This is a genomic window from Photorhabdus heterorhabditis, from assembly GCF_018448905.1.
In the GTDB taxonomy this organism is placed as follows: Bacteria; Pseudomonadota; Gammaproteobacteria; order Enterobacterales; family Enterobacteriaceae; genus Photorhabdus; species Photorhabdus heterorhabditis.
In genome coordinates this window covers 239648-264102 of the sequence record NZ_RCWA01000001.1, presented here as the reverse complement: position 1 = coordinate 264102, position 24455 = coordinate 239648, and the positions used below count along the sequence as shown (strand labels likewise).

The 24455-nt window shown below is 40.3% G+C and carries 25 protein-coding genes and 3 pseudogenes; 10 read left to right on the top strand and 18 right to left on the bottom strand.

The window, feature by feature from the left end; all coding sequences use genetic code 11:
- The 8 genes and pseudogenes from EAE89_RS01115 to EAE89_RS01080 all read right to left on the bottom strand — a co-directional run.
- Positions 1-834, bottom strand: coding sequence for an ABC-2 family transporter protein (locus EAE89_RS01115; RefSeq protein WP_339423020.1), 834 nt, complete (start codon positions 832-834; stop codon positions 1-3).
- Positions 809-1828, bottom strand: a complete 1020-nt coding sequence (locus EAE89_RS01110) for an ATP-binding cassette domain-containing protein (protein WP_214085223.1) — start codon at positions 1826-1828, stop codon at positions 809-811. Before EAE89_RS01110 ends, EAE89_RS01115 begins: the two co-directional genes overlap by 26 nt.
- The gene (locus EAE89_RS01105; protein WP_214085222.1) at positions 1829-3064 is read right to left on the bottom strand and encodes an ATP-grasp domain-containing protein; all 1236 of its coding nucleotides are present in this window, start codon (positions 3062-3064) and stop codon (positions 1829-1831) included.
- Entirely contained in the window at positions 3052-4440 is a 1389-nt protein-coding gene (locus EAE89_RS01100; RefSeq protein ID WP_214085221.1) for a phenylacetate--CoA ligase family protein, read from the bottom strand. Before EAE89_RS01100 ends, EAE89_RS01105 begins: the two co-directional genes overlap by 13 nt.
- Complete coding sequence (locus tag EAE89_RS01095) at positions 4433-5533, bottom strand: amidinotransferase (RefSeq protein WP_214085220.1); 1101 nt, start codon at positions 5531-5533, stop codon at positions 4433-4435. The genes EAE89_RS01100 and EAE89_RS01095 overlap by 8 nt, the downstream gene beginning before the upstream one ends.
- 3 nt (positions 5534-5536) lie before the next feature.
- Positions 5537-6397 (bottom strand): spermidine synthase, encoded by an 861-nt coding sequence (locus tag EAE89_RS01090; RefSeq protein ID WP_214085219.1) that lies wholly within the window; start codon positions 6395-6397, stop codon positions 5537-5539.
- Positions 6390-6776: an adenosylmethionine decarboxylase gene (gene speD / locus EAE89_RS01085; RefSeq protein ID WP_036772956.1), complete on the bottom strand. Its 387-nt coding sequence runs from the start codon at positions 6774-6776 to the stop codon at positions 6390-6392. The genes EAE89_RS01090 and speD overlap by 8 nt, the downstream gene beginning before the upstream one ends.
- Positions 6777-7094: 318 nt before the next feature.
- Positions 7095-7751, bottom strand: a pseudogene (locus tag EAE89_RS01080) (glycine betaine ABC transporter substrate-binding protein); the annotation flags it as partial.
- 159 nt (positions 7752-7910) lie between these two features.
- On the opposite strand from EAE89_RS01080, the gene EAE89_RS01075 reads away from it, so the two are divergent.
- Positions 7911-8567 carry an IS1595 family transposase gene (locus EAE89_RS01075; RefSeq protein ID WP_214085218.1) on the top strand — a complete coding sequence of 219 codons (657 nt, stop codon included), beginning with the start codon at positions 7911-7913 and terminating at the stop codon, positions 8565-8567.
- A 61-nt stretch (positions 8568-8628) separates the two neighbouring features.
- On the opposite strand, the gene EAE89_RS01070 is transcribed toward EAE89_RS01075, so the two are convergent.
- A complete protein-coding gene (locus EAE89_RS01070; RefSeq protein WP_054478483.1) occupies positions 8629-9237 on the bottom strand; it encodes a LysE family translocator in 609 nt (202 codons plus the stop codon).
- 102 nt (positions 9238-9339) lie between these two features.
- Here EAE89_RS01070 and EAE89_RS01065 point away from each other — a divergent pair, with 102 nt between their 5' ends.
- Genes EAE89_RS01065 through EAE89_RS01055 form a run of 3 tightly spaced genes read left to right on the top strand, consistent with a single transcriptional unit; the run spans position 9340 to position 11425 of the window.
- Complete coding sequence (locus tag EAE89_RS01065; RefSeq protein WP_172910583.1) at positions 9340-10320, top strand: hydrolase; 981 nt, start codon at positions 9340-9342, stop codon at positions 10318-10320.
- Positions 10317-10535, top strand: a complete 219-nt coding sequence (locus tag EAE89_RS01060) for a YheU family protein (protein ID WP_054478480.1) — start codon at positions 10317-10319, stop codon at positions 10533-10535. Before EAE89_RS01065 ends, EAE89_RS01060 begins: the two co-directional genes overlap by 4 nt.
- Before the next feature lie 20 nt (positions 10536-10555).
- Positions 10556-11425, top strand: a complete 870-nt coding sequence (locus EAE89_RS01055; RefSeq protein ID WP_214085217.1) for a phosphoribulokinase — start codon at positions 10556-10558, stop codon at positions 11423-11425.
- A 125-nt stretch (positions 11426-11550) separates the two neighbouring features.
- Here the strand turns inward: EAE89_RS01055 and EAE89_RS01050 are convergent, their stop codons facing one another.
- The gene (locus EAE89_RS01050) at positions 11551-11958 is read right to left on the bottom strand and encodes an OsmC family protein (protein ID WP_054478475.1); all 408 of its coding nucleotides are present in this window, start codon (positions 11956-11958) and stop codon (positions 11551-11553) included.
- A 321-nt stretch (positions 11959-12279) separates the two neighbouring features.
- Between EAE89_RS01050 and crp the strand changes: the two genes are divergently transcribed.
- Entirely contained in the window at positions 12280-12912 is a 633-nt protein-coding gene (gene crp, locus EAE89_RS01045) for a cAMP-activated global transcriptional regulator CRP (protein WP_004240730.1), read from the top strand.
- 49 nt (positions 12913-12961) lie between these two features.
- Here crp and argD read toward each other — a convergent pair whose 3' ends face one another.
- Both argD and EAE89_RS01035 read right to left on the bottom strand, forming a co-directional pair.
- Positions 12962-14173, bottom strand: coding sequence for a bifunctional acetylornithine/succinyldiaminopimelate transaminase (argD, locus tag EAE89_RS01040; protein WP_149616111.1), 1212 nt, complete (start codon positions 14171-14173; stop codon positions 12962-12964).
- Between the two features lie 123 nt (positions 14174-14296).
- Positions 14297-14872, bottom strand: coding sequence for an aminodeoxychorismate synthase component II (locus EAE89_RS01035; RefSeq protein WP_054478472.1), 576 nt, complete (start codon positions 14870-14872; stop codon positions 14297-14299).
- A 242-nt stretch (positions 14873-15114) separates the two neighbouring features.
- On the opposite strand from EAE89_RS01035, the gene EAE89_RS01030 reads away from it, so the two are divergent.
- Positions 15115-15465 (top strand): YcgJ family protein, encoded by a 351-nt coding sequence (locus EAE89_RS01030; protein ID WP_149616112.1) that lies wholly within the window; start codon positions 15115-15117, stop codon positions 15463-15465.
- Between the two features lie 115 nt (positions 15466-15580).
- Here EAE89_RS01030 and ppiA read toward each other — a convergent pair whose 3' ends face one another.
- A complete protein-coding gene (gene ppiA, locus EAE89_RS01025) occupies positions 15581-16150 on the bottom strand; it encodes a peptidylprolyl isomerase A (protein ID WP_036772934.1) in 570 nt (189 codons plus the stop codon).
- Positions 16151-16456: 306 nt separating this feature from the next.
- Here ppiA and yihA point away from each other — a divergent pair, with 306 nt between their 5' ends.
- Positions 16457-17089, top strand: a complete 633-nt coding sequence (gene yihA, locus EAE89_RS01020; RefSeq protein ID WP_054478466.1) for a ribosome biogenesis GTP-binding protein YihA/YsxC — start codon at positions 16457-16459, stop codon at positions 17087-17089.
- Between the two features lie 79 nt (positions 17090-17168).
- Here yihA and spfP read toward each other — a convergent pair whose 3' ends face one another.
- Complete coding sequence (gene spfP, locus EAE89_RS24510) at positions 17169-17216, bottom strand: small protein SpfP (protein WP_438361642.1); 48 nt, start codon at positions 17214-17216, stop codon at positions 17169-17171.
- Positions 17217-17851: 635 nt separating this feature from the next.
- On the opposite strand from spfP, the gene EAE89_RS01015 reads away from it, so the two are divergent.
- Positions 17852-18031 carry a hypothetical protein gene (locus EAE89_RS01015; RefSeq protein ID WP_152911991.1) on the top strand — a complete coding sequence of 60 codons (180 nt, stop codon included), beginning with the start codon at positions 17852-17854 and terminating at the stop codon, positions 18029-18031.
- Positions 18032-18120: 89 nt separating this feature from the next.
- On the opposite strand, the gene polA is transcribed toward EAE89_RS01015, so the two are convergent.
- The 4 genes and pseudogenes from polA to EAE89_RS00995 form a co-directional block, all read right to left on the bottom strand.
- Complete coding sequence (gene polA / locus EAE89_RS01010) at positions 18121-20910, bottom strand: DNA polymerase I (RefSeq protein WP_149616115.1); 2790 nt, start codon at positions 20908-20910, stop codon at positions 18121-18123.
- Positions 20911-21288: 378 nt separating this feature from the next.
- Positions 21289-21912, bottom strand: coding sequence for a thiol:disulfide interchange protein DsbA (gene dsbA, locus EAE89_RS01005; protein WP_149616116.1), 624 nt, complete (start codon positions 21910-21912; stop codon positions 21289-21291).
- Positions 21913-21932: 20 nt separating this feature from the next.
- Complete coding sequence (locus EAE89_RS01000; protein WP_072161858.1) at positions 21933-22925, bottom strand: serine/threonine protein kinase; 993 nt, start codon at positions 22923-22925, stop codon at positions 21933-21935.
- A 15-nt stretch (positions 22926-22940) separates the two neighbouring features.
- Positions 22941-23078, bottom strand: a pseudogene (locus tag EAE89_RS00995) (DUF1040 family protein); the annotation flags it as partial.
- Positions 23079-23317: 239 nt separating this feature from the next.
- Between EAE89_RS00995 and mobA the strand changes: the two are divergent.
- Both mobA and mobB read left to right on the top strand, forming a co-directional pair.
- Positions 23318-23896, top strand: a pseudogene (mobA, locus tag EAE89_RS23415) (molybdenum cofactor guanylyltransferase MobA); the annotation flags it as partial.
- A gap of 9 nt (positions 23897-23905) precedes the next feature.
- The gene (gene mobB / locus EAE89_RS23410) at positions 23906-24427 is read left to right on the top strand and encodes a molybdopterin-guanine dinucleotide biosynthesis protein MobB (RefSeq protein WP_235525445.1); all 522 of its coding nucleotides are present in this window, start codon (positions 23906-23908) and stop codon (positions 24425-24427) included.
- Positions 24428-24455 lie beyond the last annotated feature (28 nt).

Genomic DNA, 24455 nt, shown 5'->3' with positions numbered 1-24455 from the left:
TTATCCTCCTGCTCCGTTATAATTCTTTATACCCTTTTTCCACATTGAATGAATAAACGCATAAAAAAATAAAAGGTAGCATATTCCACCAATGATTATCTCTTTGAAAAGGGAAGAATTCATTTTCACAAAAAACTCTGCTGGGGCAGATATAATAAAGCGAAATGGATTATATTTCATAAGTGGTAGTATCCAATCAGGCCAAAATGAGGGGGGTAAAAGAACTCCTCCAAACAATGATGAGCTAAGAATGATAAATGAAAGCAGGATATTATATTCAATAACCCAAAAACTCATAATTGCAATACTGAATGAAAGAAAAAAACATAGCAATTGAGAAAGAACAATAACTGATATGATCATCAACACAGATATAATAAATACGGACAGACCTTTTTCAACCGGGTAATTTGTTATAAATTTAATTAAGAAAACAATAAACAATGGAAGAAGATATAAAATACTCTCGCCGAAAAATGTAAATAATCTTTGTGAAAGATAGCTATAAGGTTTTGTTATATATACTTCAAGCTCACCATTTTGTACATGTCGTGAAAAAGTTTGGATTAAATCATATCCATTATTAAGCCTTGAAATAACTAGCGCAAAACCGTAGTAATACATCATGTCGTTTAAAGTAAACCCATTAATACTTTCAGATTGTTGCGAAAAAATATTACTCCATAAAAGATATTGAATAATAAATGGCGACAGAGTTCCCATTACAAAATCAGTAAAAAACATCGATCTATCATTAATTATAGTTAGCATACCATTCTTAGAAAATAGGATCATCGCCAAAAGATAATTATGAAAATTCTTTAAATCGTGCACGTAGTATCTCCTCCAATGATGGGGTTGAAACCGAAAAAGCACACTGAACATCTACAACTAATGCTTTAATAAATATGGTATATTGATCTTGCGAAACTGAGATCTCAACATCTTCTGCTTCTTCATTGAATCGGATGTGCTCAATTAAAACTCCTGATCTTATAGAGAGTGATGTTACTTTTTCAATCAGAGCCTTAGCCTGTGTTTTACTATCACAGTTAATATTCACTTTTATTAATGGAGTAGAAATTGTTTTAAGTGAGGCAAGATCCCCGTAAAATTTTTGTTTTCCTCGGTGTAACAAGGAGATGTTATCCACATATCCCTCAATATCTCCCATATCATGGCTAGTGATAATAAAACCTATATTATCTTCACTTTTGAGTGTGCTCAACAATTCGCGGATCTCATGTTTAGCATTGATATCTAACCCAATGGTTGGTTCATCAAGAAAGAGAACACGAGGTTTAAAAAGCAGATTAAAAGCCAATTCTCCCTTAACTCTTTCCCCCAAACTTAAAAGACGAACAGGCTTATTAATAATATGGTGGATGTTTAGCAACTCAAAAATCTTAGCTTGTTCTTTTTTGAATGAATAACTTTCAATACGGTAAATTTTACTAACCATATCTAAGCTATTTATTAATGGTAAATCCCACCACAAACAATTCTTATGACCAAAGACAACACCCAGTTGCCTAAATAATTTTCCTTTTACTTTATAAGGATCCACTCCCAATACGCTAACTTTTCCTTGATCAGGAGCCTGCACTCCGGCAAGAATTTTTATCAAGCTTGATTTACCAGCACCATTTGGACCAAGTATAGCCAACGATTTCCCCGCTAATAGGGTAAAGCTAATGTCGCTTAATGCTTGATAATCACTAAAAGTTGGTTTAAAAATCCCAATTAATTTCTCCTTTACGCCATAGCCACTTTCTTTTGACCGATATATTTTCGAAACGTTATTAACTTCGATAAGAGGGCTATTCATTCATTTAAATCCTGTTTGTACTATGTAATTATTAATCACACATTGAAAATCTTGATAGACCATTTCCCGATTCCCACTAAAAATGAACATACCTAGGCAATCTTTGTGGCAATAGAATTCTCCTGTGGCAACATCGCCCACTGAGGGGATCATATATTTAATCAAAGTCGGTAAACTTTCCAAGTTGGGCAAAATGAGGTCAGTCACAAACTTAGTCTCTACAGCTGTGTGTTCTTTAGGGAAAATAAGGTATGCAAACGCATCTGCTCTTGATTGGTAATTTATCCCGTTAATAATCCCAAGTTGAGCAGCTAAATGAATCAGACGAAGATCCAATCCATAAACTTTCTGAATAATGTCAACAATCCCCGCTCCTCCGGGCCTATATGCTATTTCAAGCAATTCAGGGACATTACCTGAATTGCCAAAGGCCTCAATGTGATAAACTCCATCTGGAGCAACAAATGCTGAAAGCACTCTCTCTGTAAAAGGGTGCCAATATTTCTCTATGTAACTTTCTTCTACCGAGAAGCTTCCTAGTGGCTGTCCTTGTAGAAAGTCAATAGGTTTGCCTTGATATTCGCTTACCGAAATGAAGTTAATGCGGCCGGATAAAACTATACAGTCAATATGGAAAATATCCTGTGGGTTGTATTTCTCAATAATAAACTGCCCCGCATCCATATCATGGTAGCTGTCATTCCAAGGGGATGTTAAGTTGACAAGGCATTCAGCAGTAGCAATAATTTCAACACCAACCGACCCCGCCAGAGAGCGCGGTTTTATCACTATAGGGAAAATCGTGCTGTCATCCCTGATATTATCAAGAGTAAACTCCTTTGGAGTAGCAATTCCTCCCTGTTCAGCCACTTGCTTCATCATTTTTTTATCACGAAATCTCCTGGCTTGAGTGCATGTCATTCCAGGTATTTTCATCTTCTCCCTCGCACTGGCGGCAACGAAAACAGAGAATTCATCGCTGGAAATTACGGCTGATACTTCATGACGAATAATAATCTTATCAATAGCATCCATAACATCAGAATGTACAGAAAAATCACGCACTATATAGTGTTCTTCACTTCGATAATTATGCGTAGTGTGGGTAAAATCCTCTATAAGAAAAACAAAACGGATATCTGACAGCGCAAATTGTGCTGCCAACTCGGTAGTTTTTTCCATTATGTCCGGTTCACAGGAAACAATCAGGATTGTATTTAATGTTACGTCTTGCATTTGTTGATAACCGTCCTTCTTTTATAACTTTTTTCCCTAGGGATCTGCTCCATTCGAATTGGATGAACATAAACTTTATGGGAAAATAAATTGCTCAAATGATGCTGAAATGCGTCAAAAATTCCGGCATCATGCTGTACAGAATCGTTTTTGATCACATAAAGTACATTTATACGATCTGGAGCTAGTTGTACCACGCGAAACTCAGCAATGTTAGCCTCATCCCGACAGAAAAAACGCTCTACTGCGTCCAGAATACTTCCGGGAGATATTGTATTCCCATGTAAGGTGGTTAACCCCTGATCAGCACGGCCATGTAGCTTTCTGATTTTCCTAAAATGACTGCCGCATGAACATACTTCTCGACTATCATCAAGCTCACATAAGTCACCTTGCTGATAACGGATCATCGGCATAGCATCGTTCCACAAATCGGTACCTATAATATCGCCAACCCCTTGAGCATCGCGGTTAATCACCTCAAGGTGTACATCGTCCTCAACAAGATGATAATGCTTATCCACACATTGCATCGCCATGATGTCAAGCTCTTCGGAAGAATACTCGTCACGTACTGGTACTTTGAAGATCGCCTCATAGCGATAGCGCTCTTCCTGAGTAGTTGTTTCTGAATTTGTCGAAATTAGTTCTACACCATATATATCTAATCGTTCACCCAGCGCTGCCAATTTTCCAAGATAGCTGCCAATGGATGATATAATCTGAGGACGCATAGCTTTTATATGCTTCAAGGCATAAAATTCCGGGCAGTCTTGGCTTAAAGTAAAAACACGGTATTTGCCAAGAACCGAGCTATGCCACCACATGCAATAATGAATATTATAAATCCAGCGAGCCGGATCTATTTTCTTACCCGACATAAACTCAAACATACGATACTTAAATAATATGTCCAAATTCGCACGCTTTTGCGGCAAGATGATTTGCACCTGTTTTCCTGACGAGCCAGAACTGCTCATCCAGCGACATTTTTCCGGATCATACTGCTGAGAAGGCATACCCAGCGGGAAATTATTAATTACATCGTCTTTGGTTATCACTGGTAACTGTTCAAAATCCTTAAAAGAACGAATAGCGCCAAGTTCGTAGCCATGTTTTTGATATTTGTCACGATAATAAGGTGAGGTAATAAAAGCCCAGTCAACCAAAGACCGTAGTTTTTTTAACTTCCATTGTTCCAAAATTCCCTGATCAAGGGTCAAGCGCTGGGAAAACATAGAATATTCTCTTTCCCACAGTACTCTCATTCCAGTTTGCCTCTCAATGCTTTCTACACCGAGTGGTTCAACTTGAGAATAGTTTATAATAGATTGGATGTTACAATGAGCTTGCTTCACGTCATAAACATTAGACATAACTTTTCAAACTCCCACTACGTTTGACATCCAGAGTTGCACAATGAAATGAGCCACCAAAAGTTTGGAAATGTTTAAATGGGCAGAGGATGGTTTTGAACCCCCATTTGTGGAATGCTGCCTTCAGAAATTCTTCATCCTGCTCAACAATAACTGTCTTTTCATCCAGCATCAGAACATTTGTATGTATCCATTTTGATGTCATGAAGAGTGGATGAGCATCATTAAGAGTTGAGGGGGGAGGTGTCAGGATTTCCCAATCTCGGAAGAGAGCAGGAACCTTTGAAACCCATGCTTTATTAATCAGTACACGGCCTGGGGCCAAAGGTAAAATCGTAGTATCAATGTGCATAGGTGAGGAGTCATCAAACTCATAAATATGAATTCGGTAATCTTTTCCCAATAACCTTCTCAACCATTCTATGCCTTTATTGTTAGTTACGTGACTGCGCTGCCCTATGATATCACGCCCTATTTTCATAAAGTCAGCCGCATCAAATATTGGTTCAAGCTCATTTATAACAGACTTAAAGCGAACTTCTTGTTCGCAGTCATGGTTAGGGTGCCACAGACTATCTTTAAGCATTGGCTTCGGCGCAGCAAACCACTCAGCTCCTTTACTGAAATAGTCATTAAGTATTTCTCTAAAGGCAAAAGTTTCAAAATAGCGACTACGCCATGCCATAGGAACTTCAATAATTTTCTTCCCAATAGCAAAAAGGCAGTCTCTTGGCATAGCTGAATAAAACCCTCCACCAGTAGTAAAATGAGGAGTCATGATTGTTTGATGGTGATTAACTTTATTAGGTCTCCTTACCCGTACACCCTCACTTCGTAGAATATCAGCAAGTATATCTACCTCTTTTTTAGCTAGTGCAAGTAACTCTTTTGGAAAGCGCTTTCCAGCATTTTGCTTAAAAAAACTTTTGGATTTTTTCGGAATCACTGCATCTAAACCAAGATCCCATTCAGGAATACGAATGTCGTCAATAATTCCTACGATTACTTCTTCTAAAGGATCCCATTCTGTATAGACTTCCACTGGGCTGCTTTGATTAGAATAATAACAAGGCTCTTCCTGTTGAAATTGCATACTTCACTCCTGACTATTACGTAGGGAAACCGGTATGATTGTAGATTTCAGTATCGACATCTTATCAATAAACTTGGGCTGATAAGATAATTTTTCGAGTTTTTTAGACATTCTCCCTGATATGTCATCACAGGGAAAATTTGCACCAATTAACCATACCCAATTTTGTTCTTCCATTTCAAAGAAAACAGTAGTTTTGAAGCTAGAGTTGAATCTTTCAACTGATTTTTTTAGAGTTTCATTTCTCCAATAAGTTGAGCACCCTGCTTGTGAAATAAATACACCTTCTGGCGTTAGTATTTTAGCAATCTTTTTGTTAAACTTAATACTATATAGTCGATTTTGTTGTGCCATTTCATATTGTTCGTCAGGCAAGTCCAGCACAACAATATCGTATTTCTCATTTTTTTCTATGGCATCATCTATATATTGGTAACCGTCTCCAATAATTAGTTCGATAGGACCATCTTTTTCTAATGCTGTTTTTACATCGTTCGGACTATAACCATAAGGAAGATATTTGGCACAGGCAGCAACGCACTCCTTGTCAATATCAACATGTACTACTTTTTTCGCCCCCAATTCAACGGCCATTTGACTGATAACACCTTCACTGGATCCTACAATTAGCACTTTATCTATTTTTCCACAAAACAAGGCTGCTGGGATAATTTGTCCTTCATGATAAATAATTTGAGATTCCTCAACACTTTGCCTTTCATTATTGCAAAAAAGACTTATGCCTTGAGCGGTCTTAGCAATTATCATTTCTTGGAAAGGTGTATGTTTGTGATAAATTACTTTTTCCAAATCCCAAACTCGTTGAACACCGTTACCAATTGGCTCAAAAATTTTATTAAGCATACTCATTGTTTCCTCTAACAATACATTTGTAAGTTAATCCATCTGGATTCATCAATTTTTTTAGCTCAGAAACTGACGTCTCAGGATCACAATTACCACAGGTAAATATATCTATGAATGCTGCAGAACGATCTGGATAAGTATGGATTGACGCATGAGATTCAGAAAGTAAAAGTAATGCCGTCATTCCTTCAGGATCGAATTTATGGGAAATAACATTTAATATTGTAGCTCCAGAAGCTTCTACTGCCTGACGCATAATTGTTATCAGTTCATTTTCATTATTTAGTAAATACTTATCCACACCGTAGAACTCAGCAAAAACATGTGTTCCAAGAAAAGAATACTCAGCAAAACCAACACTGGAAGAACGTAGCATCTCTATTCCTTTTAGTTTGGCTTAATTAATAAATTTTCATTTATAAAATAAATGTAATAATGTTTCTAACAATCTATTAATTTGCTGTCAAGTGAATCTTATGAAGTAAGTAAAAGTTACCTACTTTAGGAGGTAACTTTATTCCGTTAATATTTATTGTAACTGGAAGAATATTTTTCTGGTATATAAACGTAATTTCGATACTTTTTTTCCTTTGGCAGGATAGATATCTTTATACTCTCTCTCTCATTTTTTTAAATCTGAATGGAAAGGTCCCTATCGCATTTAAGGAGAAATCAAATATCATCAGTTTTCACCCAATACACTTTTCAAGAACATCTTAAACCAGCTCAGAGTGTGTTGCTCGGCAAAATCATTACGGACAACCCATACGTCCAGCGTTGGCGCTCCCCATTGAGCAATTTATGCTGCATCGGTCAGTACACGGCCCGTTGCAGCTAATTCATTCACGACAGGTAACCAGACAAAAGCTCCATCAATATCACCACGCTTCCATGCAGCAACAATCGCTGGTGGTTGTAAATTAATAATCTTGATCAGCTTGGATCTATCTGCCAGTAATGCAATGCAGCCAACAGGCTGTAGTGAGCGGTAGAAATGAAAGGAACGGCAATTCGTTTGCCGATAAGCTGAGAAGGTTCAGTGAGTTTTTGATTAACAATCAGTGCTTCCGATTGCCCTAACTGGGAAGCAATTAGAAAAATTTTTACCAGCAATTTCTGGCTGGCAGCAACCGCTAATGGACTAGAACCCATATTGCCTATCTGCACATCACCAGAAGCTAACGCTCGCAGAACCGCTGTCAAATTTCCGCCATTGAACATCAGCACCTGATCGCCGGGCAAAATCGCCGTTATACTGAGCAACTTTTGCCGGCTCTGGTGAAGTTTGATAAGCAATCGTGACTTGCTGACTGTTCGCCTGAACAACGGGAACCAAAAGCAAGAACGCCAGAAAAAAAAGATAAACCACAAGGGCGGATCTACCCACTTAAACACTCCAATGTCAAAATTAAAGACGAGGTACATCAGAATAAGTGTTGTAGATATTTGCTAAAGTAAAAAAGAATAATAGGGACTGTCCTAGATAAGTTATTTGACCTAGGATATCCAAATGAGAAAAAGTCGGATTAGCCAATACAAGCAAAAACGTCTTCAGGAGCTCTTTGTGGCAGGGGCTACAGCTCGCACTGCGGCTGAGTTAGTGGGGATCAACAAAACGACTTCAGCTTACTATTTTCACCGCCTCAGAGTCCTTATCGCTGATTATGTCGATGAACACTCCATGTTTGAAGGTGAAGTCGAGATAGACGAAAGCTGTTTCGGGGGTAAACGTAAGGGAAAACGCGGGCGAGGTTCAGCCGGAAAAGTCCCTGTTTTCGGGCTTCTCAAGCGAAGTGCTAAGGTCTACACCCGCCTAATACCTAACGCTAAATCCGATACCTTGATTCCGATTATCACGGCGAAAATTAAGCCTGACAGCCTGGTCTACACAGACAATTTTGCCAGCGATGATGTGCTGGACGTGTCCGATTTTAAACACTATCGAATTAACCATAGCACGGAGTTTGTAGACGCTAAAAATGGTCAAAACCCTATCAATGGGATAGAGAACTTTTGGAACCAAGCCAAACGTCATATGCGTAAATTTAATGGCATACCAAAGGAACATTTTGAGCTCTTTCTCAAGGAATGTGAGTGGAGATTTAATACACCGGATGTAAAAGACAAATTATATTTTATAAAACAAATGGTTAAGGGAAAAACATAATCGCTATCTAGGACAGCCCCAAATAATTTTCTATAACTAAAAACGCAATTAACTGCCTGAATTACCCAATCCAAATCAATGGCACACAAGCTGCCGTCAATATTCCCATCATGATATTGAAAATAAACCAAGCATGACGACTACGAAGTAATGTTCCAATCAACGAACCAAAACCCGCCCATACGATACTGCTCAGGAAACTTATTAATACCATTGCGCCACTAATAACGATGATGGAATAGAGATACTGTTCACCAGCAATACTGTAGCTGCCAACCGATCCTAATCCCATTAACCAAGCTTTCGGATTCAGAAACTGTAATAACCAGCCCTGATACCACCGCACCGGCTTTATAACAGCACTACCTTTGGTATCCAGACGCCGGTAACTGGCGGTTACCGTTTTCCATGCCAACCACAGCAAATAGAGGCTACCCGCAATTTTCATTATCGTGTGAATAGCTGGATAAACCAATAGTAACGCAGCTATACCGAATGCTGCCAAATACAAAATCGTCTGCATTCCCAGAAGAATGCCGAATATCAGTCCCAAAGAGCGGATAACACCAAAATTAGCCCCCGATGACGTCAGCAACATGTTGTTTGGACCAGGCGTAATAGAAGAAATAAACAAAAAAGTTGTTAATGAAAAAATTAAGCTTGCTGTCATGAATAGTTACCTTTCATCCTGAATAATGGCGTTTCCCTTTCACAGAAAATATCAGTATGTTATTCATCATACAATATAACTAATCATTAAATCGGAACCATTATGTCTGATATCTTTCGTCCTCTAACCGGAGTCAGTAATCCACATTTGCAAACATTACTTCCGCGTTTGATGCGGTGGTATCCTACATTGCAACCATACTGGCAACGACTTAATCTGCCCGATAACGATTTTGTTGACCTGGCATGGAGTGAAGATCCGACAACTGCGGCCCACAAGCCACGGTTGATCCTGTTTCATGGGCTGGAGGGCAGTTTCAATAGCCCTTACGCCAACGGTTTGCTCCATATCTGTCAGAAAAAAGGCTGGCTTGGTGTTGTCATGCACTTTCGTGGGTGCAGTGGTGAACCAAACCGCCAGAAACGTCTCTATCACTCAGGCGAAACAAACGATGCCCGTTATTTTTTAAACTGGCTGAAACAGACCTACGGTGATGTACCAACCTCAGCTGTGGGTTATTCAATTGGTGGTAATGTACTGGCCTGTTATCTGGCAGAAGAAAAAACAAATGCCCAAGTCAATGCTGCGGTCGTTGTCTCCGCGCCTCTGATGCTGGAAGCCTGCTCCAACCGGATAGAAAGAGGATTTTCTCAAGTTTATGAGCGCTATCTGCTTAATAGCCTGAAACGCAATATTACTCGCAAATTGCTACGCTACCCAAATTCACTGCCAATCAATCTGTCTCAGGTAAAAAGATTGAAACGCATTCGGGAATTTGATGAAATTGTAACCGCAAAGCTCCACAATTTTAAAGATGCAGTAGACTACTATCGCCAGTGCAGTGCACTGCCACGTCTGCCTGACATTACTGTGCCACTGCTGATTATTCATGCCAAAGACGATCCCTTTATGTCGCCAGAAGTTGTCCCTGATCTCAAAACTCTGCCTAAGAATATTGAATATCAAATGACAGAACATGGTGGACACGTCGGCTTTGTCAGTGGTTCACTGAAGAAACCACAAATGTGGCTGGAACAACGTATTCCAGGTTGGCTGTCATCTTATCTGGAGCAACCGCAATGATTATTCCGTGGCAACAACTGGAACCAGAAACTCTGCTAAATTTGATAGAGAGCTTTGTCCTGCGGGAAGGTACTGACTATGGCGAACATGAAAAATCGCTTGAGCAGAAAGTCACTGATATACGCCGTCAGTTAGAACGAGGAGATGTTATGCTGGTGTGGTCTGAACTGCATGAAAGCATCAATATTATGCCGAAAGAAATGTTCGATTCTTAACATTATGGAGTTTACTGTTTATGTCAGCCAGACATCCGATTATCGCTATTACCGGCTCCAGTGGGGCCGGAACAACAACAACGAGTTTAGCTTTCCGTAAAATTTTCCAGCAACTTAACATCAGTGCGGCACAAATAGAAGGAGACAGTTTCCACCGTTACACCCGCCCTGAAATGGATGCAGCAATTCGTAAAGCCAAAGAACAAGGCAGACATATCAGTTACTTTGGGCCAGAAGCCAATGATTTTGGCATGCTGGAAAAAACCATGATTGACTATGGTGAAACGGGTGAAGGCCGTCGTCGGAAATATCTTCATACTTATGACGATGCCGTTCCTTACAACCAGCTACCCGGTACATTTACGCCATGGGCATCCTTACCCAAGCAAACCGATGTGCTGTTCTATGAAGGTCTACATGGTGGTGTTGTAACACCACAACATAACGTTGCCAGCCATGTCGATCTGCTGGTAGGAGTAGTGCCGATTGTCAACCTTGAATGGATACAGAAACTTATCCGTGATACCGGGGAACGAGGACATTCACAAGAAGCGGTGATGGATTCTGTTGTTCGTTCTATGGATGATTATATCAATTACATTACGCCACAATTTTCGCGAACACATATCAACTTTCAACGTGTCCCTACCGTGGATACCTCCAACCCATTTTCAGCCAAAGCCATTCCATCATTGGATGAAAGTTTCATTGTCATCCGTTTCCGTGATCTGACTCAGATTGATTTCCCGTACCTGTTATCAATGCTACAAGGCTCATTCGTTTCAAGTATTAATACCATTGTGGTTCCAGGCGGAAAAATGGGATTGGCAATGGAATTAATTATGACGCCATTAGTACAACGATTGCTGGAAGGGGAAAAGATTTGCTGATCAGAACCTGGGATAAATGTAAAAAATCCAGTCTCTGAATTCACATCTTTACATTATTCAGTTAATAAAACAGGTAACTGAAATGTTAGTTACCTGCCGTTATTTTTTAATCAATAAATAATATCTTAATCTGCATCTTTAATTTCAAAACTGTGGGTGATTTCAACTGACTTTCCCAGCATCAACGAAACAGAGCAATATTTTTCTGCGGAAAGTATAACAGCACGTTCAACCGCTTTATCTGTTAAATCTTTGCCTGTCACAATGAAATGCAGATTTATATGAGTAAACAAGCGCGGCGCTTCTTCACGACGGCGGGAAGTTAATTTTACCTCACAATCTATTACGTCATATCTACCTTTCTGCAAAATAGAAACAACATCAATCGTACTGCAACCACCCGCTGCCATTAATACCATTTCCATTGGGCTTGGTGCCTTATCGCCGGCATTTCCATCCATCATTATCTGATGACCCGAAGACGACTCCCCCAAAAGAGATAACCCTTCAACCCATTTTACCCGTGCTTGCATAATCCCCCCTTAAACCATTTTTTGCATTAAAGCCTACCCTTTCGGTATTAAACTGGCAATCTAATGCGCAGTTCATGATGCTGAAACAATACAAGACAAGACAGAAACCTTTTCCTGTGCTACAAACAGAAGCAGGTCAGGTATATATTAGGTTAGGATCAATACTCAGGGTTCAAATTTTAGATAACCTATATAAAACTTTCACCTGTCGGTTTTTCGACAAACTAATATGTTAAGCTAGTGTCTTTATAAGCCAGCCTGATGAGAAACTTTTAGATTCTCATGTTATTTAGGCAGCGATAACAACAGAGGATGAAGCGAATGGTTCTCGGCAAGCCACAAACAGACCCCACTCTTGAATGGTTTTTGTCACACTGCCATATTCATAAATATCCATCTAAAAGCACGCTTATTCATCAAGGCGAAAAAGCAGAGACGCTTTACTATATCGTAAAAGGCTCTGTTGCAGTTTTGATTAAAGATGAAGAAGGCAAAGAGATGATCCTCTCCTATTTAAATCAGGGAGATTTCATTGGCGAACTTGGATTATTTGAAGAAGGGCAAGAGCGTACAGCCTGGGTACGGGCTAAAAGTGCCTGTGAAGTGGCTGAAATTTCCTATAAAAAATTCCGCCAACTGATTCAGGTCAACCCGGATATTCTAATGCGTTTATCTGCCCAAATGGCAAGCCGTTTGCAAACGACTTCTGAGAAAGTCGGTAATCTAGCCTTTCTGGATGTTACCGGCCGTATTGCTCAGACCTTGCTGAATTTGGCAAAACAACCAGATGCTATGACCCACCCGGATGGGATGCAAATCAAAATCACACGTCAGGAAATTGGCCAAATTGTTGGCTGTTCCCGTGAAACGGTTGGTCGTATCCTGAAAATGCTGGAAGATCAAAACCTGATTTCCGCACACGGCAAAACAATTGTTGTTTACGGTACACGTTAATACCTGATGAATCAGCGCATTATATTTGCGCTGATTTTTCTTGTATTCGTTATACTAACTGGCTAATCGTCTTTTCCAACCGTTCCATTCCCTGAGCAATCTCTTCTTCACTGATAATCAACGAAGGTGTGAAACGCAGTACATCACTGCCAGCACTCAGCAACATTAGCCCATTTTCAGCAGCCAGTTGCAGGATATCTTTAGATTTTCCCTGATACTGCCCTTTTAGTTCCGCACCAATCAGTAATCCTTTTCCACGGATCTCACCAAATACGGAATATTGCTGATTAATATCGTTCAAAAAATTCACAATTAAATTATGACGTTTTTCAACCCCATCCAGAACCTCTGGCGTATTGATAATATCAAACGCAACATTTGCGACTGCACAAGCCAGCGGATTACCACCGTAAGTCGTACCGTGAGTTCCCGGCACCATAACCGAGGCAATATTCGCGGTGGTCAGCATAGCACTGACAGGAAAACCATTTCCTAGTGCTTTCGCTGTGGTGATAATATCCGGTGCAACATCATAATGCATATAAGAAAACAGTTTGCCGGTACGTCCCATCCCACTTTGTACTTCGTCAAACACCAGCAGCACCTGATGTTTATCACAAAGCTCACGCACCCCATGAATAAACGCAGATGTTGCAGGAGTTACTCCCCCTTCTCCCTGAACAGGTTCCAATATAACCGCACAAGTATGGTCATCCATGACTGCCTTTACCGCCTCTAAGTCATTAAAAGGTACATGAATAATATCTGCGGGTTTTGGCCCAAAACCATCAGCATATTTTGGCTGACCACCAACAGAGACAGTAAAAAGGGTACGACCATGAAATCCCTGATGGAACGCAATAATTTTGGTTTTATATGGGCTGTGACGGGTAATGGCATAGTGACGAGCCAGTTTAAATGCAGCTTCATTCGCTTCTGCACCTGAATTAGCAAAAAATACCCGTTCAGCAAACGTAGCATCAATCAATTTCTGCGCCAGTATTAAAGCCGGTTCATTGGTGAAAATATTACTGATATGCCAAAGTTTCTCTCCTTGCTGCTTCAAAACATCAACCAACTCAGGGTGACAATGTCCCAAAGCCATAACAGCAATACCACCCGCAAAATCAATGTATTCCTTCCCTTGTTGATCCCATACACGACTACCTTGCCCTTTCACCGGTATAAACTGTGCCGGTGAATAGATTGGCAACATGACTTGATCGTAGGTATTTCTATTTACTGCGGCATGTTCTGTCATTTTCCCACCCGATTTTTATATATACATTATTTAAAAGTGAAAATATAATCACAAAATACGCATAAAAAATCAAAGATGGGCCAATGAAAAAGATGAATAAATGAAGAAATTATTGGTATCTGGTTAATATCTAAGGAAGTTTCTCAGTAGCTGATGCCCTTGCTCGCTGAGAATACTTTCTGGATGGAACTGCACACCTTCCAGAGGCAACGTGCGGTGACGAATTCCCATGATTTCATCTACATTGCCGTCATGCTGGCTCCATGCAGTCACCTCAAATGAAGCAGGTAATGTTTCCGCAGCAATCACCAATGAATGGTAACGGGTAACCGTTAATGGCCGATTAAGACCTTTAAACACACCTTGCTGATTATGATGAATAGCAGAAGTTTTCCCATGCATGACTTCTCTAGCTTTTACTACACTGGCACCAAATGCCTGTCCAATTGCCTGATGTCCAAGGCAAACACCCAAAATCGGCAACTGCCCCGCAAAATGCGAAATCGCAGTCAGAGAAATGCCTGCTTCATTTGGCGTACAAGGGCCTGGGGAAATAACAAGATGAGTGGGAGCTAATCTCTCAATATCCTCAAGCAGTAATTCATCATTGCGCTTAACTAAAACATCTATTCCCAATTCACAAAAGTATTGATATAAGTTATATGTAAAAGAATCGTAGTTATCTATTATTAATAACATAGGAAACAATCCTACTCATTTATCGCTGTATTTGCTGTCCTGCCACTCCTGCAATTTATTTATCATGAACAACATGACTTTCAGGTAAAACGGCCTAACGACAACGGGGCGGCTATCATAGCACATCAACATTTGTAGCATAGCACAACAAAATCAATGGCTATCTTTTACTCAATCAACTTACCCTCAAACCTACAAAACATATGCTCTATTTTGATATTCCATAAGTAAAGGTAATTGTTATGAAGACAAAACTGATTATAGCATCTCTTTTTCTACTGTCCTTCCCCACGCTAGCCACAACTAAGGCTGCCAATATTTTCTTCCCAGTAAAAGGCGTGATTTGCGATAAAAAAGGAAAATATTGCGCTGATCAACAAGGTGTGTCGGTAAAATTAACCGAAAAGCATTTAGGAAAAAAAGCAGCAGAACACCTGAAAAATGAGATTGGTGATGGTAAAGATATTGACTTTTCGTCATTCACTTTAAGTAATGGTGTACACTGCGAGAATAAAGAGAGGAAATGCTACAAAGATAGATATTTTCCACGAACCGAAGTGAATAAAGAATTTACCCAAAAGATGTATGAATAATGGCGAAACTGGCCTTCATTCATTCAATGAAGGCCACATTTTTAATCAGATGTAAGTTAACCAAAAGACTAAAAACTGCCGCAACCACCGTAATAGTTCATGTCTCAGAAAAAAATTAGGGGATAATTTCAGCAGATAGGATAACCACGGGTTTAACTGGTACATTCTGGTATGGACCGACATTTTCAGTTTTCACCTGAGAAATTTTATCTACAACATCCATACCTTTTACGACCTTACCAAATACTGCATAACCAAAATCACGCTGACCATGATCAAGAAAAGCATTATCCGCTACGTTGATAAAGAATTGGCTAGTGGCACTGTCTTTATCGGCGGTACGCGCCATAGAGATAGTTCCACGTAAATTACGCAGCTTATTATCTGCCTCATTTTTAATTGGCGCTTTCGTCGCTTTCTGCTGCAAGTCTTTGGTAAAACCGCCTCCCTGAACCATAAATCCAGGGATCACCCGATGGAAAATTGTATTGTTGTAATAACCCTCATTAACGTATTCAATAAAGTTTTTGGTTGTAATCGGTGCTTTCTGACTATTTAATTCCAGTTCAATATTACCCTCTGTTGTCGTCAGCTTTACATGAGTTTCACCCGCAGCTAAAGCCAGAGGTGCCATTGCGCTCAGAGAACATGCAGTTACAAGCGTCACTAAAATACGTTTAAACATTCTGGGTTCCTATACTATTAAGGTCAACAACACAAGCTGAATCAATTCTAATAATCTCCTCAGCATCGTGCTCAATATTTACTTACATTTACGCTATCAATCGGATGGTGCTTTAGATAAGAATTAATCTTCTCACAATAGGTCAGATTTTATTTCCCAAATAGAGCAGTCACTGACGGCAAAATAGCGGGTTTGACTCAGTCCGTCAGAAATATGTCATTATTTTTAATTCTGTCAACAAGCAGCGGCTATCGGTATAATCCTCTTTGCCATATATTCAGTGCATTTCTCAGGGAGATAATCATTTTGACCATCAAAAACTACAACTATCATATGACCCGTTTTATCACGAGCGCACCTGATATTCGCCATTTGCCTCAGGATGTGGGCATTGAAGTCGCGTTTGCCGGTCGCTCGAATGCAGGTAAATCCAGCGCTCTGAATGCCCTGACAAAACAAAAAAGCCTCGCTCGTACCAGTAAAACACCAGGCCGTACCCAACTGATCAATTTATTTGAAGTCGAAGAAGGCATTCGCTTGGTTGATTTGCCAGGTTATGGTTATGCTGAAGTACCAGAAGAGATAAAGCGTAAATGGCAAAAAGCACTGGGTGAATACCTGCAAAAACGCGAATGTCTACTTGGACTCGTCGTGTTGATGGATATTCGTCACCCACTGAAAGATCTTGATCAACAGATGATCCAATGGGCGGTAGCCATGAATGTACCGATTATGGTGCTGCTGACTAAAGCCGATAAATTGACATCCAGCGCCCGTAAGAGCCAATTGATTAAAATACGTGGAGAATTAGCAAATCTTAATGGGGATATTCAGGTGGAATACTTCTCTGCCTTGAAAAAGATCGGGATTGATAAGTTACAGCATAAACTAGACATATGGTTCAACCAAGCAGCTGTTCAGATTGAAAGTGACATCTAATCCAACCTTTCCTTATCCTAATATAATTAAATGCAGATAAAAAAACGCCCCAGTCAAAATTGACTGGGGCAGCTAATATTCAGCTAAATCCGATTACGTGAAGTAAAAGGTCTGAAAGATAGAACATCTTACCTCTGTACCCTACGCCGACAACTCTACCTTATTTTATTTCTCAGAAAAAGCTTTTTTGTAATTTATTTTCAATGATTATCTCGATTCAGCTGCGGATTTTGATTCTTTTATCGCCATTAACTGTAGTTTAATTACATATTTATGCGATCTAGATCTAATATGTATCGAACAACACAATGGCCTACATCTTACGAGTACAAAAATCATTACATTAGTTATATTTAGTTTACAGAAACACCTATGCTCATCCCATCTGATAACTGCTTTGCATTACCCATACATACATCTAACGAGTAATATTAATTAATGAAAAAATGGAAATTACCCTGTTTCATCTACAGCTGAAACCATTTTTCACCATTGTCAATGAAACAGTGAATAATGTATAAAAAATATTCCATTAATGGAATAAAATGATGACAAGAACACATCTCTAACCGGCCACTCAATTTCTGACTTTTATTACACTTTTTAAATTTACCTATTAATATTAATTAGTGAAAATATAAAATCCAAAAAATAACATAATATAGTTATTTTTCGGTTAAAAATCCCCATTATAAAGCATAAATCACCATAACGACTTCTCAGCGGACACGGATGTCGGAAACCGCCCCACAGAAGGGAATAATGAATACAACATCTACAACAATAAAGATAACACTGTCGTCGCTAATGAAGCCGCCGCAGCCAGGTTCCACCGGCAATTGCCCAATTACAGGATATCGTCAGCCTGACTGGAACCGGAAATACATTCGCCGCTTGGCGGGCAGATGGTCGGAGAGTAGCGTGGGGAGGCTGGGAGAATAAACCACGAGGTGAATACAATGAGTTAGTTGAAATTAAAAAAGGCTGAACCAAATATCTCGGTTCAGCCTATCGCTTATTAAGATGGCATATTAGTGGGCTTGATCCCAATTGTCACCGATACCCACATCTACTTTTAAAGGGACATCAAGACCCAAACTCTTCTCCATCAATTCACGAATTTTCTGTTCTGCACTTTCAAGTTCTGATTCATGAACCTCAAATACCAGCTCATCGTGAACCTGCATGATCATACGAACTTTTGGCTTTTCACTAATAATCCAGTTATCCACCGCAATCATTGCTTTTTTGATGATATCCGCCGCAGTTCCCTGCATTGGCGCATTAATAGCTTCACGCTCTGCTGCCTTACGACGCATACCATTGCGAGATTTGATATCTGCCAAATAAAGACGACGACCATCTAGCGTTTCAATATAACCCTGTTCTTCCGCCTGTTCGCGGGTACGCTCCATATACGCCAATACGCCCGGATAACGCTCAAAATAGAGCTCCATATAACGCTGGGCTTCACCGCGTGGAATACCTAACTGACGGGAAAGGCCAAATGCACTCATACCGTAGATCAAACCAAAGTTAATCGCCTTAGCACTACGGCGCTGCTCACTGGTTACCTGTTCCAGTGGCAAACCAAAAACTTCTGCCGCCGTCGCCCGGTGAATATCTTGCCCTTCAGCAAAAGCCTTCAACAGCCCTTGATCCTGAGACAAATGAGCCATAATCCGCAACTCAATCTGAGAATAGTCAGCGGCCATAATCCGATAACCTTCAGGAGCCACAAAAGCCTGACGAATGCGGCGACCTTCTTCATTACGGACAGGAATATTTTGCAGATTAGGATCACGCGAAGAGAGACGCCCAGTTGCTGTTACTGCCTGGTGATAGGAAGTGTGAACTCGTTTGGTCAGCGGATGGACCATCTGCGGCAATTTATCTGTGTAAGTGGATTTCAGTTTCGCCAACCCACGATGCTCTAAAATCACTTTCGGTAATGCATGGTTATCCGCCAACTCTTCTAGCACCTCTTCATTAGTAGATGGTGCACCACCTGGCGTTTTCTTCACTACCGGTAAATGCAATTTTTCAAATAATATCGCTTGTAACTGTTTTGGCGAAGCCAGATTGAAAACCTCACCAGCCAATTCATGTGCTTCTTTTTCCAATTCATCCAAACGAATAGTAATCTCTTTTGAATGCTCAGCCAGAATATTTGAATCAATCAGTACACCTGTACGTTCCATACGGGAAAGTACCATTACCAGTGGCATTTCTGTTTTCAGGAATACTTTTTCTAGCGTCGGTGCTTTCTGCAATTGCGGCCACATAGCCTGATGGAGCAACAAAGTCACATCTGCATCTTCGGCGGCATACATTGCAGCCTGTTCCACCGGAACCTGATTAAAAGTGAGCTGATTTTTACCTTTACCGGCAATCTCTTCAAAAGTCGTGGTCTTATGATTTAGATGACGTTCAGCCAGACTATCCATATCATGCCGCCCCATACCTGCAACGCTGTTGAGCACATAAGATTCCAACATAGTATCGTAAGCAATACCTTGCAACTCAATGCCATAGCGAACCAGAACGCCACGATCGAACTTAATATTTTGACCGATTTTCAGTAGGTTGCTATCTTCAAGCAGCGGTTTTAATGCTGCCAGTACCGCATCTCTGTCAAGCTGCTCTGGCGCACCCAGATAGTCATGTCCCAGAGGCAGATAAGCCGCATCTCCGGCAGTAATCGCAAATGACATACCCACCAGATTCGCTGTCAAAGTATCCAAGCTGTCAGTTTCGGTATCAAAAGCGAAAACCGACGCTCTTTTAAGCTTCTCAATCCACTCATCAAAGCTTTTCTGATTGAGAATAGTTTGATAATTATCGGTAGAGAGTGTGGTCGAAACAGATGTATCCTCAGTCGGAGATGATTCATCATTGCCAGTAGATGCTGATTTTTTACCTTTAGCTGCCAACCAATCGCCATTTGCCACATCACTCAACCAACGTTTGAATTCATAACGGGAAAACAGCTCATGTAGTTTCTCTGTATCCGGTTCTGCAACTGATAGAGCAACACAGGTTTTATCCAATTCAACATCGGTTTTAATTGTTGCCAATTTATAAGAGAGATAAGCCACATCTTTATGCTGTTCCATCTTATTCGCCAACGTTTTTGCTCCCCGGAAATTCAGCCCCGCAATTTTATCCAGATTGGCAAAGATATCATCCATACCCCCAATCCCTTGCAATAATCCCAGTGCCGTTTTCTCCCCTACACCCGGTACACCAGGAATATTATCTGAAGAGTCTCCCATCAATGCTAAAAAATCGATAATCAACTCTGGCGGTACACCATACTTCTCAGCCACTTCTTCCGGTCCCAGAATGGTGTTATTCATGGTATTGATCAGAGTGATATTCGGCGTTACCAATTGCGCCATATCTTTATCACCCGTGCTGATAAGCACCGCACGGCCCTCTTTTTCCGCCTGTAACGCCAAAGTCCCAATAACATCATCAGCTTCTACTCCCGGAACCACCAGCAATGGTAATCCCATAGCTTCTACCATCTGATGCAACGGTTCTATCTGCGCACGCAAATCATCCGGCATAGGAGGACGATGGGACTTATACTCAGCAAACAATTCATCACGAAAAGTTTTACCTTTGGCATCGAATACCACCGCTACATGGCTCGGTTTATATTGCATGACCATACTACGCAGCATATTCAATACGCCATACATAGCTCCGGTAGGTTCACCTGCACTATTGGTTAGTGGAGGGAAAGCATGATATGCACGATAAAGGTATGAGGAACCATCAACCAAAATCAGGGGATTGTCTGCTATCTGAGCCATAAGTCTTCTTCATTTATCTGTTACAGGTGTAAAAGAATAGGATGCCACAGCAAGGAGCAGGAAACGAATTTTGTATGAACTTTCTTTACTGAGAACAAATTCAGATATTCATATCTTGCTATAAATTCTGTGGATAACTTTGTGTATAGATATTATAGGTTTTATTTTAATATTGATCGTTGATAAAAAATACTTATCAACTGCGTGTAAAAATCAATGACTTATAACCTGAGTCATTAAATTGTCATATTACCTTATAGATCACAGAGTTGTGGATATAACCAGAGTTTGTCTTATAAAAAAGTCTTTCTAACCTGCATTGTGCCAAAGCTTTTCACTTTGGCACATACCTATATTATTCTATTTCAGTCGTTAACATTATTTCTTATTTAACAAAAAGTTAACAACGTCCGAATATGATTTCGCATAATGATCATCAGAAGTTGCATCGATACCGTTATTTCTCACCATATATTTGCCGTTAACAAACATTGCTGGTACACCACGCAGTTGCAAATCCTGAGCAGCTTTTTGCTGCTTAACAACTAAGGATTTCACAACAAAACTGTTCATAGCCGCATCATAGTCTTCAGCCGTCACCCCAACGTTGATAAAAGCATTGCGAATATCGTTCGGAGTTTTAATAGCATGGGTTTTCTGAAGGCCCTCAAATAGGGCCAGAGTCACTTTATCTTCAACACCCATTGCCATTGCAACTGCCCAGGCTGTCGTCAATTCTTTACCCAATGGCCCTAAAAAATCCACATGATAACGGACAAGTTTTGTTCCTGCTGGCAAATTCTGTTTCACAGTCTGAGGAACTTTCAAAATTTCTTCAAATTGATAACAATGAGGGCAATAGAAAGAAAAGAATTCCAGAACCTGTGGTTGATCTGCCACCGGCGATTTTAATTCAACAAACTGTGTCCCTTCAGTGAAACTGACCGCTGATGCACTAAATGCCATCACCATTCCTACTAAAAATAACCAAAATTTTTTCATAACTATCTCCATAATAAACATTAATACATTGGGCTAAGCTGCAAAGGAGGCTCCTGTAACAACTTAATCTGTTCAGAAAAAAGTGACGTCTGTTTTAGCCAAAAATCGGTGTCTGCCATCCAAGGAAATGCCTTGGGAAAAGCAGGGTCCTGCCAACGGCGAGCTACCCATGCCAAATAATAGACCATTCTCATAGCCCGCAATGGTTCTATTAATGACAACTCTTTTGGGTCAAAATTCGTAAACTCACTATAAGATTCCAGCAGAATATCTAACTGTAATAACTGTTCCTGACGGGAACCATGAAACAACATCCATAAATCCTGCATTGCAGGGCCATTACGCGCATCATCAAGATCAACAAACCAGGCTTCGTCACGCCACAGGATATTACCCGGATGGCAGTCACCATGAAGCCTCAATATTTGCCAATCTTCACGCCAATTTGATTCCACGATGTTTATCAGATCATCCAATATCGCTAAAAATTGTACTTTCTGTTTCGAAGGAACTAATTCACATTCAGCCAAAAAATGTCGTGGCTGATACAGATACTCATTTAACCCGATAGTTGGGCGAGTTGTGAATTTTTGCTGGTAACCAATCTGATGAATTCTACCCAGCAAACGCCCTACATCTTCTAACTGAAAGAGATTATCGGATTCATACTGGCGGCCACCGATGCTTGGAAAAACAGCAAAAAAGAAATCTTTAAAAGTCAGTACAGTTTGTTGATCAAAGACCAACGGCGCCGCAATCGGTAAATCAGCCTGTTGTAGTGCCAAGGAGAAATCATGTTCTTCCTGAATCTGCTGCCGATCCCAGCGCAATGGCCGATAAAATTTCACAACATAACGCTTACGCTCTTCATCTGTAAATTGATAAACACGGTTCTCATAACTGTTTAGTTCTGTCAGCCCGGAATCTATATATAATCCAGTCTGCGTCAATGCATCCATAATCAAATCCGGTGTTAATTCCCGGAAATTAAAAGCCGCCTGATTTGTTAACACACTCTACTCTCTTGATTAATCTGTCATAATGCCACGAGCATGCAATAACGCGGTTTTAAAATCTACTTCATCATCTTTTTTTAGCCCCGGAATTTCTACCGTTGCCTCCAAGCCGCGCATTTTCAAGTGATAAATCAAAACATCATCAGTCAAAGCTCATTGATTTCATTAAGCCGATGAGATTGCATATCAAATTTCTTATAAACAACCTATACAAATTAGCAGGGATAGCTCCCCAGAGAAAGAATTGCTCTGTCAATAAGCGTAAAGGTCACTCTTTTATCAGTAAGTTATACGGTAATGATCGTTTTAAAAACGCTAAGTTAAACTCAGATAACCAATCCGAAAAAGGTTATATTGGTGGCAATAAGCGCGTTGTTGATAGAAACATTATGCAACCAAAAATAAGCGGTGTGATCCTCGCAGGTGGTCGAGCGACTCGTATGGGCGGGAATGATAAAGGACTCATCCTTTTAAATGGACTACCTCTGTATCAACATATTGCAAATAAGCTGCACCCACAGGTAGATGAATTAATTCTCAACGCTAACCAGAATCTGGAAATTTACCACCAAAGTCGTTACCAAGTTGTCACTGATCTAACACCAGATTTCTCTGGGCCATTAGCTGGAATGTTAGCAACATTGAAATCAGCCAGTCATGATTGGGTGGTATTTGTTCCTTGTGATGTGCCGGATTTCCCGGCTGATTTAGTCGCCCGCTTATGGCAAGGCAAGCAACACGCATTGGCAGCCTATGCAGATGATGGCAACCGCCCTCACCCTACCCTCGCTTTACTACACCGCAGTTTGTTATCCCAATTGGGAAATTATCTGGCTAATGGTGATCGTAAGCTAATGTTATTTATGTATAAAATAGGAGCAATAGCCGTTCAGTTTGCTGATAATCCAGCTGCTTTTACCAATCTGAATACTCCAGAAGAATACCAAAATTGGGAGCATATACAGGAGATCAAAAAAATGAGTACAAAACCACCTCTTCCACTACTTGGTATCACAGCATACAGCGGTACAGGAAAAACCACGCTTCTCAAGAAAGTAATCCCATTATTACGTCAACAGCAAATTCGAGTTGGTCTGATAAAACACACTCATCATGATATGGATGTAGATAAACCGGGCAAAGACAGTTATGAACTACGCAAAGCCGGTGCTGAACAAACCCTGATCGCCAACCAACAACGCTGGGCGTTAATGACAGAAATATCAGATTCGCAGGCATTGGACCTGAGCTATCTTGCCAACCGCTTTGACTCAGACTCTCTGGATCTGATCTTAGTAGAAGGCTTCAAAGATGAGCCAATTAATAAGATCGCGCTATACCGCCGTATTATTAACCGGCCATTAAGCGATCTTCTTGATCAACATGTGATTGCGGTTGCCAGTGATGAAAAATTAGAGACAACCCTGCCACAACTGAATATCAATCAACCTGAACAGGTAGCTGATTTTATTGTGAAGTGGCTGAATATAGAACATTAAATGGTTTCCGCCTGTGATAAGGAACATA

Bases quoted from the DNA above. Each gene is read 5' to 3' on its own strand.
- EAE89_RS01110 (WP_214085223.1), bottom strand. From the start codon at position 1,828: ATGAATAGCCCTCTTATCGAAGTTAATAACGTTTCGAAAATATATCGG.
- EAE89_RS01105 (WP_214085222.1), bottom strand. From the start codon at position 3,064: ATGCAAGACGTAACATTAAATACAATCCTGATTGTTTCCTGTGAACCG.
- EAE89_RS01100 (WP_214085221.1), bottom strand. From the start codon at position 4,440: ATGTCTAATGTTTATGACGTGAAGCAAGCTCATTGTAACATCCAATCT.
- EAE89_RS01095 (WP_214085220.1), bottom strand. From the start codon at position 5,533: ATGCAATTTCAACAGGAAGAGCCTTGTTATTATTCTAATCAAAGCAGC.
- EAE89_RS01090 (WP_214085219.1), bottom strand. From the start codon at position 6,397: ATGCTTAATAAAATTTTTGAGCCAATTGGTAACGGTGTTCAACGAGTT.
- speD (WP_036772956.1), bottom strand. From the start codon at position 6,776: ATGCTACGTTCTTCCAGTGTTGGTTTTGCTGAGTATTCTTTTCTTGGA.
- EAE89_RS01075 (WP_214085218.1), top strand. From the start codon at position 7,911: ATGAGAAAAAGTCGGATTAGCCAATACAAGCAAAAACGTCTTCAGGAG.
- EAE89_RS01070 (WP_054478483.1), bottom strand. From the start codon at position 9,237: ATGACAGCAAGCTTAATTTTTTCATTAACAACTTTTTTGTTTATTTCT.
- EAE89_RS01065 (WP_172910583.1), top strand. From the start codon at position 9,340: ATGTCTGATATCTTTCGTCCTCTAACCGGAGTCAGTAATCCACATTTG.
- EAE89_RS01060 (WP_054478480.1), top strand. From the start codon at position 10,317: ATGATTATTCCGTGGCAACAACTGGAACCAGAAACTCTGCTAAATTTG.
- EAE89_RS01055 (WP_214085217.1), top strand. From the start codon at position 10,556: ATGTCAGCCAGACATCCGATTATCGCTATTACCGGCTCCAGTGGGGCC.
- EAE89_RS01050 (WP_054478475.1), bottom strand. From the start codon at position 11,958: ATGCAAGCACGGGTAAAATGGGTTGAAGGGTTATCTCTTTTGGGGGAG.
- crp (WP_004240730.1), top strand. From the start codon at position 12,280: ATGGTTCTCGGCAAGCCACAAACAGACCCCACTCTTGAATGGTTTTTG.
- argD (WP_149616111.1), bottom strand. From the start codon at position 14,173: ATGACAGAACATGCCGCAGTAAATAGAAATACCTACGATCAAGTCATG.
- EAE89_RS01035 (WP_054478472.1), bottom strand. From the start codon at position 14,872: ATGTTATTAATAATAGATAACTACGATTCTTTTACATATAACTTATAT.
- EAE89_RS01030 (WP_149616112.1), top strand. From the start codon at position 15,115: ATGAAGACAAAACTGATTATAGCATCTCTTTTTCTACTGTCCTTCCCC.
- ppiA (WP_036772934.1), bottom strand. From the start codon at position 16,150: ATGTTTAAACGTATTTTAGTGACGCTTGTAACTGCATGTTCTCTGAGC.
- EAE89_RS01015 (WP_152911991.1), top strand. From the start codon at position 17,852: ATGAATACAACATCTACAACAATAAAGATAACACTGTCGTCGCTAATG.
- polA (WP_149616115.1), bottom strand. From the start codon at position 20,910: ATGGCTCAGATAGCAGACAATCCCCTGATTTTGGTTGATGGTTCCTCA.
- dsbA (WP_149616116.1), bottom strand. From the start codon at position 21,912: ATGAAAAAATTTTGGTTATTTTTAGTAGGAATGGTGATGGCATTTAGT.
- mobB (WP_235525445.1), top strand. From the start codon at position 23,906: ATGAGTACAAAACCACCTCTTCCACTACTTGGTATCACAGCATACAGC.